This window comes from Paenibacillus sp. OAS669 (genome assembly GCF_014873645.1).
In the GTDB taxonomy this organism is placed as follows: Bacteria; Bacillota; Bacilli; order Paenibacillales; family NBRC-103111; genus Paenibacillus_S; species Paenibacillus_S vulneris.
The window spans coordinates 23118-35686 of record NZ_JADBDR010000005.1; the positions used below are offsets into that span (position 1 = coordinate 23118).

Annotated in this window: 9 protein-coding genes; 1 reads left to right on the top strand and 8 read right to left on the bottom strand. The window is 50.0% G+C overall.

All coding sequences use genetic code 11. From position 1 onward, the window contains the following. Window position 1: 1 nt before the first annotated feature. Genes GGC63_RS12600 through GGC63_RS12610 form a run of 3 tightly spaced genes read right to left on the bottom strand, consistent with a single transcriptional unit; the run spans window position 2 to window position 4744 of the window. Window positions 2-2923: an ABC transporter permease gene (locus tag GGC63_RS12600; RefSeq protein ID WP_192702895.1), complete on the bottom strand. Its 2922-nt coding sequence runs from the start codon at window positions 2921-2923 to the stop codon at window positions 2-4. 5 nt (window positions 2924-2928) lie between these two features. Beyond that, complete coding sequence (locus GGC63_RS12605) at window positions 2929-4044, bottom strand: efflux RND transporter periplasmic adaptor subunit (protein WP_412973862.1); 1116 nt, start codon at window positions 4042-4044, stop codon at window positions 2929-2931. Next, entirely contained in the window at window positions 4004-4744 is a 741-nt protein-coding gene (locus GGC63_RS12610; RefSeq protein WP_412973866.1) for an ABC transporter ATP-binding protein, read from the bottom strand. The genes GGC63_RS12605 and GGC63_RS12610 overlap by 41 nt, the downstream gene beginning before the upstream one ends. A 444-nt stretch (window positions 4745-5188) precedes the next feature. Here GGC63_RS12610 and GGC63_RS12615 point away from each other — a divergent pair, with 444 nt between their 5' ends. After that, window positions 5189-6910, top strand: coding sequence for a PdaC/SigV domain-containing protein (locus GGC63_RS12615; protein ID WP_192702655.1), 1722 nt, complete (start codon window positions 5189-5191; stop codon window positions 6908-6910). A 128-nt stretch (window positions 6911-7038) separates the two neighbouring features. Here GGC63_RS12615 and GGC63_RS12620 read toward each other — a convergent pair whose 3' ends face one another. The 5 genes from GGC63_RS12620 to GGC63_RS12640 form a co-directional block, all read right to left on the bottom strand. Continuing rightward, a complete protein-coding gene (locus GGC63_RS12620) occupies window positions 7039-7704 on the bottom strand; it encodes a DnaD domain-containing protein (RefSeq protein ID WP_192702656.1) in 666 nt (221 codons plus the stop codon). A 146-nt stretch (window positions 7705-7850) separates the two neighbouring features. Next, the gene (gene asnS, locus GGC63_RS12625; protein ID WP_192702657.1) at window positions 7851-9149 is read right to left on the bottom strand and encodes an asparagine--tRNA ligase; all 1299 of its coding nucleotides are present in this window, start codon (window positions 9147-9149) and stop codon (window positions 7851-7853) included. Window positions 9150-9189: 40 nt separating this feature from the next. Next, window positions 9190-10404: an acetate/propionate family kinase gene (locus GGC63_RS12630; RefSeq protein WP_192702658.1), complete on the bottom strand. Its 1215-nt coding sequence runs from the start codon at window positions 10402-10404 to the stop codon at window positions 9190-9192. Continuing rightward, window positions 10401-11273: a 3-hydroxyacyl-CoA dehydrogenase family protein gene (locus tag GGC63_RS12635; protein ID WP_079910440.1), complete on the bottom strand. Its 873-nt coding sequence runs from the start codon at window positions 11271-11273 to the stop codon at window positions 10401-10403. The genes GGC63_RS12630 and GGC63_RS12635 overlap by 4 nt, the downstream gene beginning before the upstream one ends. Before the next feature lie 235 nt (window positions 11274-11508). Beyond that, window positions 11509-12528 carry a Gfo/Idh/MocA family protein gene (locus GGC63_RS12640; protein WP_079910441.1) on the bottom strand — a complete coding sequence of 340 codons (1020 nt, stop codon included), beginning with the start codon at window positions 12526-12528 and terminating at the stop codon, window positions 11509-11511. Between the last annotated feature and the right edge of the window lie 41 nt (window positions 12529-12569).

The following is a 12569-nucleotide window of genomic DNA, read 5'->3' on the forward strand; positions in this document are numbered from 1 at the left end:
GTTATTTCTCCTCTCCGAGCTTGACGGCTTGATGAACCCTCAACCTGCGGATATGCAGGAACAACAGTCCGGCTCCGGTCAGCATCATGAATGCAACGACCACATACAGCTGATCAGTGTCACGGGCATTGAAGACAACCTGGAACGGCGGGACCTGCATCTTTACATTTTCTGCCGTCTGAAGGAAGGGAAGGAACAAGTAGCTGGTCAGCTTCCCGATGCCGATTCCAAGTGCAATGGACAGTCCGGCTGTAAAGCCTTGCTCGAGCAGGAGCATTCCCGTGAGCTGCCTCCGTGACAGCCCCATCGCCCGCAGCACGCCAAACTGCACGACCCGGCTGGATAGATTAAAGAACCAGTATAAAATATAGCCGATCAGTGAGATGAATACGGAAACCAGGAAGCCGAGACTTAATATCCCGAATACACCACCGCGAGCCGGGTGCTTCTTCTGTGTAATTAATTCGTTTCGGACATCCTTTACGCTGGCAATCTGAATCTGTTTTTTCGCCAGCTCCTCCATGATTGGCGCAACCTTCGCTCCATCCTTCATCTTCAGCCATACCTCATAGGGGGTGACAGGCGCCTGATCATATATGTAGTCCAGGTTCGCAATGAAGAAAGGCATCTGATCCGGATATTGACTCGGCCAATAAGGTACGGTGGCTACGACAACAAATTCGACCTGCTGCTGCTGGATCGAGATACTGATAATATCGCCTTCCTTGATATGATGCTTTTCGGCAAAGGAGGTCGGAATAATTACCGCTTGCTCATAAGTCCCAAGCAGGTTTAAGTACGCATTCGGATGGACCTTGAACAAATCCTTCCTATACCAGGACACCTTGGAGAAGTCCACATTATCGATCCCCATCACCATGCCCTGACCAAGGGTTTTGCCTGACATGACGACATTGCCTTTGGTTCTCAGGACACGAGCCGCATGCTCTACACCTTCCAGCTGCTGAAAGATGATGAATGGCGGTTCTACAAAGCGAAGCTTGGGAGGAGGCTCCTCCATACCGTTGCCGCCTGCACCTCCGCCGGGACCGGGGTTGCCCCCTCCGCCACCGTTATTACCGTTTCCTTGATTGCCGCCTGATGACCCGTTTCCATTATTCCCATTGTTTTGCCCGTTGGATTGCTCCTGCGGCATTTCGTCCGAGACCCCATCCCATGCAGCTTGTATGACAACATCCGTGCCATAATTGTACAGAATGCGGTCCGTCGAGTTCAGATCTATCGTTCTGGCAGCCGAGGAGTTATATACACCCAAGCCCAATGTCAGGATCAATAGCAGCATCAACGGATAATAGGATTGCGCAGAGCGGGACAGCTGGGTAAGCGTCAGATAGACTGGTACCGGCAGGAATCTCTTGCCAAGCCAGTTCCACAATCGCAGCAGCCAAGGAAATATACGCAAGAAAAACAATCCGAGAGCGATGATCGATAAGGCCGGGACGAAGAACAGCAGCGGATGCACCTGCAGCTGATCCGTAGTCAGACCGGTCTGGACGGATAGCACCTGCCTTTGATCAAACAAATAATAGCCGTAACCTACAAGACCGATGAGAAGAACATCGAGAAACCATTTTTGCCAGAACGGTGCGCGATCCGCGCGTGCGAGCTTCTGCTTGTAGCTTACAATGGATGCCCTTGCATAGACGATCGCCGGTATGACACTGGCTAGCAGTGCAATAAGCACGGCTGCCGCACCATAGAGAAGCGCTTCGCGTGACACTCCGACCGGAACGGCCTTACGGTCTACAAAAGCGAGAAAACCGCTGGACGAACCGATACTTTTAGCCATAAACCATCCGAGCACAGGGCCCACAATCATGGCCGCCAACCCAAGCAGCAGCCCCTCCAGCAAGTAGATGCCGATAATTTGCTTTGTGCTTCCGCCCCGGCTTCGCAGAACAGCGATGACGCTGCGCTGCCTCTCCAGAGACTGCCTCGAGTTCATCACGATGTAATAGAACACCATGGCAATCATGGGAGCCGCCAAGGTAAACAGAAGGATTTGCAGCTGAAGGCTCTGCGTCTTAAATTCCTGCAGAATAGGAATAAACGACAAATCCACCCGCGTATTTTTCAGTTTCTGGTACAAAATGATATCCAGCCGCTCCAGCTTGGATTCCAAGGGAGATAACTGGCTCGTTTGAATCTCCTTCAAGTCAAAGGCGTAATACCAGTTGGCCAGGTTCAGCGGTATCTTTTTGTTTTTCAGAATATATTCCTCAAACCCCGCTTCACTCATAAAGAAGGAGTTGATGACTCCCTCCATTCCTTGAAACCAATAGGGATCCTGGTCATTCTTCGGTACGATGGTTCCGATCACCTTGACTTTAACCGGAGCAATGCCCAAGCCGCCGCTGATCGGATAATTGAACACATCTCCTACATGGATATCGTTGCGGTACATCGCTTCTTCCAATATGACGGCTTCTACGACGCCGTTCTGGACCTGTTCGCTAAACCATTGCCCCTGCTTAAGCTCCACCTGATCCTTCAAGGCATTCTGTGCCAAAAGGGTCATCTGCCGTTTTTTACTCGGATCGACCTTCGATGGGTCTTCAGGCGCCAGCTGGGAAGCACGGATCGAATAGCTTCTGACATACGCTTGATATGGAAACTGAATATCTTTGGGAATATCGTTAGTTATGTATTGGTCTGCATCCTTCAAGGCGTCCAGCTCCGCACGTTCCGATCCCGCAGCCTGATAGCGGATTAATACGGAGCCTGCGGGCAAACCTCCGCTTTTTTCTTCCAGCGATTTGCTGACGACCCGCTTTAACGACCCGTCGGAATACATCGGAATGCTCGTAGTAAAAGCGACTGCCATGATCAGCCCGACCAGAGAGCTTAGCGTCAGCCAGCGAGTGTTCCACATCTTGCGGTACAAAAACCGCAGCATAGGCATCGACATTAGCGACCCACTACTTTCTGCCCCGGCGTTAATCCTTTCAGGATCTCTACATCCGTTGGGGTTTGCTGGCCGATCTCGACATCCACTTCCTTCTTGTTCCCTTGCTCATCAATAACCTGCACGTAATTGCGTCCGGAGTAGGAGCGAAGTGTAGCAAGCGGGATCGTTACGGCATTTTCCTTGCGCGATGTAATGACGGATACGCTCAGGAACGTTCCCCGATTCAAGCCCTCAGGAAACGGATCCAGCTGCACTACCATATAATTGTCTATGGAATCCGGCTTTTTCTGCTGGTTGTTTCCATTCTGCCCGCCGTAGAAACCGTTGTTGTTATTATTATTCGTGTCCGCGCTCGGATTAGGCAGCTGGATGACTTTTCCCTTATGCTGACCAGCGGAGTTGATATCGACGATCGCCTCCATGCCGACGGCGACCTTCTTCAAGTCTTCGTTATTCAGGCTTGCCACAACGGCCAGCTGCGTCAAATCCGCTATGGTGGCTATGGCATCGTAGGCTTTGGCCGTATCGCCTTTTTGAACATACACGGAAACGATCGTTCCCGAGTAAGGCGCCGTTAGCTTCGCTTTCGCTATAGTGTTTTCCAGCTTGGTTAAATCTTCACGCTTTAACTCAAAATCAATTTTAGCCTTCTCGAGATCCTCTGCGCTCATTTCATCCGCTTTTCGCAAGGTCTCGATCATCGTGAGCTCATCCCTGCGGGTCTGAAGCCGCTTTTGCTTTAGCTGGCTTTCCTGCTCCGTCACATCGAGCTCGGCAATGACCTGTCCCTGCTCCACTTTGTCACCGCTTTTAACATAAACGGCTTTAATTCTGCGGCTTTCTTCATCGGTGAAATAAAGATCCTCTTCCTTCGTTCCCATCAGCTTGCCGGAGCCTCGAACCTTCGTCTCCAGCGTTTCGGTCTTCACGACATACTCCGGCTTCTTGGAAAGCTTCGGCGGAGTGACGGTAGGCAGCGTTTCCTCCTCCGCCTCCTTGGGAAGCAGTGAGCAGCCGGAGCTGACGGTCAATACGGCCACCATGCACAATGCAAGAAGAGGTTTGGCCTTTCTATTACGTGTTAATAAATTTTCCATCCACCATCTCAAATACACGGTCGGCAACCTCCATAATTGTTGGATCATGAGTTGTCATACATATGGTCACTTTCTCGGTTTGGATAATCTCCCGAAATACCGCCATGACCTGAGCCCCCATTTGCGAATCAAGCTCCGCCGTCGGCTCGTCGGCAAGCAGCAGGCTGGGCCTGTGGGCGATAGCTTTGGCTATGGCCACACGCTGCTGTTCACCGCCGGAAAGCTCAAAGGGCCTATGGTGCATCCGTTTGCTTAACCCGACCAGCTCCAGACAGTGAGCCACACGCTGCTTCCATTCCGAACGCGGAACATCCGCCATTCGAAGTCCCAGCTCTACATTCTCCCAAGCAGAGAGAAGAGGCATCAGTGCAAACGACTGGAAAATAAATCCTATTTCCTTACGCCTTATTTGGGTCCGCTTGTCGTCGCTGCACAAGTGAAACGGATATTCTTTAAAGATGATCTCTCCCTTGTTCGGCTGATCCAGGCCTCCGATCAAATTCAACAGCGTCGTTTTACCGGAGCCGGAACGCCCTTTGAGCATGACGAGTTGCCTTTGATACAACGACATATGAATTCCCTTAAGCACATGCAGCTCCTGGCCTCCGACAGGAAAGGACCTTTCTACCCCTTGAACGGTCAACAACGGACTTGTATGATCGACCGGTTCATCCGCTGCTGACGAACTAACCAGGATGTCAGATCCCTGCTGCGGCATAGTGGAAGGCACTTCGGCTCCCGCTTCCCCTTCCGCCTTTACAGGATGATTTTTGTTCTTTTGGCGAAGCCAACCAAGCATTTCGACCCTCCTAGCTGTTCTGGACAATCATTCTATGTATCTAGCAAAACCAGTACTTCCAAATTATAGACGAGGGATACAGCGAAAAAGTTACAAATTGTCTTCAAAAAAGTTCTCATTTTATCCAATTCCGGAATCCGGATCCAGTCATAGCAAGGCTTCCTGTGGTTTGTGCTGGGGAAAACTTGAAGCCAGATCAACGATATCTTCCTCCGGCATTCTATCTTTTCTATTCAAAAGGAATGGTAGCCGCATGCTATATTTGCTAGAATTGTAACCTCTCCGTAACCAATGGAAAAATCAGGTCCGCTATAATAACTATAGGATTTACATCAATCCATAATCATCCAGGAGGTACTTGCTATGAAAACCCCTTTTAAACTATTATCCTTAGGCATCGCAGGTTGCTGCTTGCTCGGTTCATACACAAGTCACACACTTGCCGCAGCTCTTCCGGCCGCCGGCGCCATCACCTCAGTCCCTGTTGCCGCACTCATTTCCGATTCACAAATTCAAGTCAACACTCAAGCGGAAAAAGAACAATCGGATGAAATCACAGCAAGCTTGAACTTGCCGGTAATTAGCGGTTTAAAGGATACAACCTATCAAACCAAGCTGAACAGCAAGATCGCCGAAACGGCTGCCAAAGACCTGGAAGCAATAAGAACGCAGGCTAAGGAAGGGGCTGAACAGGCGAAACAGAACGGCTACGAATTCAGACCCTATTCCCTGGATGTGAGCTACGAGGTCATGACTAACGCCAATCACACCCTATCGATCAAAGTAACCAGCTACTTCTATACAGGGGGAGCGCACGGCATGTCTCGTATTGACACCTATAACGTAGCGGACCGCGATCAAGCTGCCGCCATTTCATTAAGCGACCTGTTTGGTTCCAGTTACAAAGATGTAATTAATAAACATATTAAAGAAGAAATTACCAAAAATCCAGAACAATATTTCCCCGATGCATTCCAAAGCATTAGTGACGATCAAATCTTTTACTTAAAGGACGGAAAGGCCTATATCGTGTTCAGTGAATATGAAATTGCTCCTTACGCGGCAGGAAGTCCGGAGTTTGCCGTTTCTATTCCTGATGTAAAGTCTAATCAAGAGGCGGTTCAAGTGACATCCACCCCAGTTCATCAACAGTTCGATCAATTAAAAGTGGACATGGATGTCCCTGTTATTAGTGGAATGAAGGATACGAAATACCAGGCCGAGCTTAATGAACAGATTGCAAGTCATGCCGCTAAGGATTTGGAGAGCATGAAGGAGCAGGCCCAAAAGGATGCCGAGGAAGCTAAAAAGGCTGGTTTTGACCCTCGCCCCTACGAACTGCTGATTAAGTACGAGGTCAAATCGGATGGAAGCAGCGGTAGCGATCATCGCCTGTCTATTCAAATGATTACCTACACCTACACCGGCGGCGCGCATGGAGGGACGCGAATCGATAACTATAATGTCATCAACAGCGATCCGGCGGAAAAGTTGGAGCTCAGCTCCCTGTTCGGAGAGCATTTTAAAGAAACGATTAATAAGCAGATTGAAGCGGAAATCGCCAAGCAGCCGGAAAAATATTTCGAGGATGGTTTTAAAGGAATCTCGGATTCGCAATCCTTCTACATCGAACAAGGGGATGCCGTCATTGTGTTCAGCCAGTATGAAATCGCTCCTTATTCTTCCGGATCACCGGAGTTCCGAATCGCCATTCCAAAGGATTCATCCGGCAAGGAAGAAGCCATACCGACCAAGCTCATGGTGAACGGTCAGGAGCTCCCGTTGCTGACGGACGAGAACGGTACAGCCTTCGCCCCTCTGCGCGCAGTCGCTGGAGACCTGGGCTTCAAGCTGCAATGGAATGCGGAGAAAATGCAGGCTGAAATAAATAAGGGCGCACAATGGACAGCGGTTACCGTCGGTAAAGACGCTTATACCTATAACAAAATGGCCCCCATATCACTGGGCGCCGCGCCTTTTATCAATGAGGAAGGGTCCTTATATGTTCCCGTTTCCTTCTTCGATCGAATTCTTAAAGCCGAGGTCTCAACCGAAGCGGATACGCTGACCATCGGGCTAAAATAATAGGAGAACCTCTATAATACGAGGCATGAGTTGTGAGCCTGATATTGGGGTGAACCTCAATCCTATAAACGTAACAAAAAACCTTCCCTGCCCTGGGAAGGTTTTGTATATTCCAATATGCCTTTCAACTAACGCATGGAACGAAACCTCTGGGAGTGCTCCCGTGCCTGCTCTACGGTTGTAATGCGATTGCGGCTCCATTCCAGTAAAATCCGGTCAATGTATCTGAAATGCACTTTCCCTGCAAATACAGCTTCCTTCAAGCCCGCCAGAATCAATTCCTCCGGGTAACTGTCTTTATCAATCCACCCTGTAATCGACTCCAGCTCCATAGGCGTCAAAGGACGGCCGAATTCTTTCTCGAATATGGAAAATATATCTTTGCGGGCTTCCGGTTCCGCCTGCTTCTTATTCTTCTGCATCTCTTCATACCAGCAGATCGCTAGACGCTCCAGCAGCGGACTGAAATTGTACTTTTCATATTGAACGCCGCTGACAGGATCCACGCTATCGTCGATGGAAAGGAGTCCTTCCTTCAGCAGCTTTTGCAATGCCGCAATGACTTTCTCGCCGGGAACCGTCATCCGGGCCTGGAGCTCTTCAAGCGTTGGGAAATCCTTGCGCTCCCTTTCCATAAATGCCATTACATGAATCATAAGCATGACCTCAACCTCAGTCAGCTTCCACTCATGGTAATATTTTAACAGAAGATACGGAATTCCTACGCTGCCTTCCCGCCAGCCGGCTGCAAATGCCGCCAGCAGTTCCGTGTTTTCCTTACTTTGCTGTTTCATCCGATCACCTCTCCTTGCCAAAAACACGTATCCGTTCTTCAACTATTGTACCGGAAGGAAAGCGAGAAAGTGAAGCGTCCCGCATCGGAACCGCCTCACTCTCCCATACTTGATCCTATATCCGATTCTAACTCAAGACTTCTGCATTATGGGTACAAACGGTACAACAGCCTTGGAAAAGGAATCGTCTCACGCACGTGATCCAATCCGCAAATCCAGGCAACGGTCCGCTCCAGTCCCAGCCCGAATCCCGAATGCGGCACTGATCCGTACTTTCGCAAATCCAGATACCATTGATAGGCTTCCTTGGACAGCTGATGCTCCGTGAACCGCTCTTCCATCAGATCGGGATCGTCGATACGCTGACTGCCCCCGATAATTTCGCCATAACCCTCCGGAGCGATCATATCGGCGCAGAGCACGACCTCCGGACGGTTTGGATCCGGCTTCATATAGAACGCCTTAATCTCCGTAGGATAGTGGGTGATAAAGACCGGCTTATCATACTTCTCTGCGATGGCTGTTTCATGCGGAGCGCCGAAATCTTCTCCCCACTCAATTTCATGTCCGTTGGCTTTGAGGAATTGGATGGCCTCGTCATAGGTAATCCGAGGAAACGGCGCTTGAATGTTCCGGAGCTTCGACGTATCCCGCTCCAGGACTTCCAGTTCCTTGCCGCAATTCTCCAATACGGACTGAACGATATGCGATACGAATTGCTCCTGGACCTCCAGATTTTCTTCATGCGTAACAAAAGCCATCTCGGGCTCAATCATCCAGAACTCGATCAGATGGCGTCTTGTCTTCGATTTCTCAGCCCGGAAGGTAGGACCGAAGGAATAGACGCGCCCTAGCGCCATGGCAGCCGCTTCCATGTAGAGCTGGCCGCTCTGCGTCAGGAAAGCATCCTCATCAAAATATTTCGTATGAAACAGGTTCGTCGTTCCTTCGCATGACGATGGCGTCAAGATAGGAGGATCGACCAGATGAAAGCCCCGTTCGTCAAAAAATTGCTGGATTGCGCGAATAATTTGCGCGCGTATGACGAGAATCGCCCGCTGCCGCGGCGAACGAATCCACAAATGACGGTGATCCATTAAGTAATCGACACCATGCTCTTTAGGAGTTATCGGATAATCAGTGGGCACCTGGATAATTTCAATCCCGGTCACCGTCAGCTCGTAGCCGCTCTTGCTGCGGGTATCCTCCCGTACCGTCCCGGTCACATACAGCGAGCTTTCCTGCGTCAGCTTGCCAGCCGCTTCCCAGACCTCCTCAGGCACTTCGCTCTTAACGACTACCGCCTGTATAAACCCCGAGCCGTCACGCAGCTGCAAAAACTGGATTTTACCGCTTGAACGCTTATTATGCAGCCAGCAGCCGATCGTCACTGTACCATCTTTATGCTGATCGACATCACGAATCATGGACAAATTTCGGCTCATCCAATGGATCATCCTTCCTACATTCAGAATCGTTATTTCATTATACTACATTTCTGCTATTTAATAGGAGCTGGTGCGTATCGCGGGCAATAACCAGCTCTTCGTTCGTCGGAATCACAAGAACCTGTACCCTGGATTGCTCGGTAGAGATGATGCGTTCTTCATTGGATCGCTGCTCATTAGCCATCTCATCCAGTTCCAGTCCGAGGAACGTCAAATTGCGGCATACAGCCTGACGCAGTGCAGCCGAATTTTCGCCGACTCCGGCCGTGAATACCAATACATCCACTCCGTTCATAGCCGCTGCGTATGAACCGATGTATTTTCTTAACCGGTACTCATACATATCGAAGGCCAGCGAAGCGTTGCGGTCGCCTTCCTTCATAGCATCCAGTATTTCCCGCATATCGCTGCTGATACCCGAGATCGCCATAAGTCCGCTATGTTTGTTCAGCATTGAATTGACTTCGCTCAGGGTCAAGTCCTCTTTTCCCATTGCAAAAGGAACGATCGCCGGATCAATATCACCACTGCGTGTTCCCATCATCAATCCTTCCAGAGGTGTCAGGCCCATGCTCGTATCGAAGGATCTTCCGTTCAATACAGCGGTGCAGCTGGCCCCGTTACCGATATGGCAGGAGATCAGCTTCAGCTGCTCAAGCGGCTTTTGCACCAGCTCGGCGGCTCTTTCACTTACATAAGCGTGGGAGATGCCATGGAAGCCGTATCTGCGGATTTTATGCTTTTTATACAGCACCATAGGGATTGGATACAAATAAGATCCCCGCGGCATCGTCTGATGAAACGCCGTATCGAAAGCGACCACTTGGGTCACCTCCGGCATATTCGCTTCCACCGCATTGATGCCGAGCATATGCGCCGGATTATGCAGCGGTGCCAGATCGAACAGATTGCGAATTTCTCGTTTCACATTCTCGTCGACAATCACCGAGCCCGTGAACGATTCTCCGCCATGGACAACCCTGTGCCCGACGGCCTGAATCTCTTGAATGGATTCCAGAACGCCATACTTGGGATGCGCAATCATCTCAAGCACCTTGCGGATGGCAGTCGTATGCTCCAAGATTTCCGATACTTCGCGTACCTCCGAGCTGCCTGCGGGCTCGTAGCACACGATAGCGGAATCCATTCCTATGCGTTCTACTTTGCCCTTGGCAAGAACCTCTTCATTCTCCATATTATACAGCTGGAATTTAAGCGAGGAGCTGCCTGCATTGATTACGAGGATCTTCATAGACGGTCACCATCCTTATCATAACGGAAGAAGCCTTGTCCTGTCTTTACTCCAAGCTGGCCTGCCCGTACCATTTGCTTTAGAATCACGGCAGGACGGTATTTAACATCACCGAATTCCCGGAACATCCGTTCCATGGCTACCAGCAGAGCGTCCAAGCCCATTCGATCCGCTGTTTCGAGCGGCCCGTAATGGAAATCGTAACCCATTCGCATCGCCGTATCAATATCCTCTGCACTCGCTACCCGCTCCGACAGCGTATGCATGGCTTCATTAATCAAAACGCAAATCAGCCTGGTCGTGACAAAACCCGGCGATTCATAAACCTGAATCCCCGTTCTTTGAATCGTATTTTCAACAAATTGCTTCGTAAACGAAAACGTTTCTTCCGACGTTTTCAATCCTCTAATAATTTCCACCAAACGAATTTTTGATACAGGGTGTAAAAAATGGATGCCAATGACTCGATCCGGCCGCTTCGTGGCGGCGGCGATTTCCGTTAAGCTTAGTGTGGACGTGTTGCTCGCCAATATAGTCGATGATGGACATATGTCGTCCAAGCGCTGGAACAGCTCTTTCTTTTGCTCCAAATCCTCACTGATCGATTCGATAACCAGGTCGCAATCCGCAAGACTGTACATGACGGTATCTTTATGAATTCTGGATAAAACAAGCTTTTTTTCTGCTGTGGTGATAGCCCATTTCTCCAGTTGTCTATCAAGGCTCAGTTCAATCTGCTCCAAAGCCTGCTCCAGCTTCTCGTATGTACGGTCAATTAATAGTACATCCATTCCTTGTGCTGCCAGCATCTCAGCGATGCCTTGGCCCATTGTACCGGCACCGATAACTCCGACTTTGCTGCAATGCATGCCGTTCCCCCCTTAACCGCTTTCATTCGCAATATTTCATTATAAACCGGTGGTTAATTAAGACAGGCCGCTTAACCTGCTTGAGCTTATTATACACCCCTGAAAGCCCAAATGAAAAAACTTCTTGTGGCATTGTTGTGAAGTGCTGGCATACCGTACAGCCCCCTTGGGGCACACAACAAATAAGCCCTGCGCCGCGGCTGCAGCACAGGACTTGAACATTCCCTTTGATTATTTAAAGGCTAATTACTTTCTTTGTATCTTGCGAGGCAAAAGCAGCCAAAATCACATTCAGCGACTTCAGGCCTTCCTCTCCGGAGATGCTTGGAGGCGTATTTGTCGTAATGCAGCGAACGAACTCATCGATAACGCCGCTTGCCGTCTGCTTCTCATTAGTTGCCATGGCGCCTACCTTGTATTTCTCGACAGAGCCGTTGCGCAGCTCGACGATGACCTGATCATCCGCATGAGTGCCGATTTTCATAACCCCGTTCTCGCACCACAATGTCGTGCTGTTATCTCCGCCCTTGTAATAAGTCCAGCTGGCCACCAGTGTTCCTATCGTGCCGCTTTTCATCCGAAGCACGCAGGTCGCATTATCGTCCACATCGGTATCTTCCTTATGAAGAGTGCTGACGAAAGCAGCCACTTCCGCCACTTCATCCTCCAGCAGCCAACGGATCAGATCGGATTTATGAACGCCCAGGTCGCCCATAGCCCCCATGATCGCCTCTTCCTTGCGGAAAAACCAGCTCTCCTTGCCATCCACGCTCCAGCCTTCAGGCCCCGGATGACCGAAGGCGGTGCGGAATGTGAGCACCTTGCCCAGCTTGCCTGACTGCAAAATTTCTTTAGCCTTCATATGTGGCGGCATCAGGCGTTGATTATGGCCTACCATCAGGTAAACCCCGTTATTCCGCGCCGCTTCGATCATGGCCAAGCCTTCCTCTTCCGAGACGGCCATCGGCTTTTCTACCAGGACATGGGCTCCAGCTTTCGCCGCTGCTATAGAGACAGGAGCATGGAGTGCATTCGGTGTACATACGCTGACCGCATCCGGCTTGATTTCATTAAGCATTTCATTGTAATCGGTATAGGCTTTAGCACCATGCTTCTCAGCAAATTTGTCCGCCCGCTCCTTGATAATATCAACAAAGGCAACCAGCTCAACATTCGGATTCGCCTCATATTCCGGAATATGTCTACGCTCGGAAATCGCACCGCAGCCAACTACGGCAACTCTTAATTTACTCATGATCGATCTTGCTCCTTCGAATTTAGAATGGGAGAAATGGT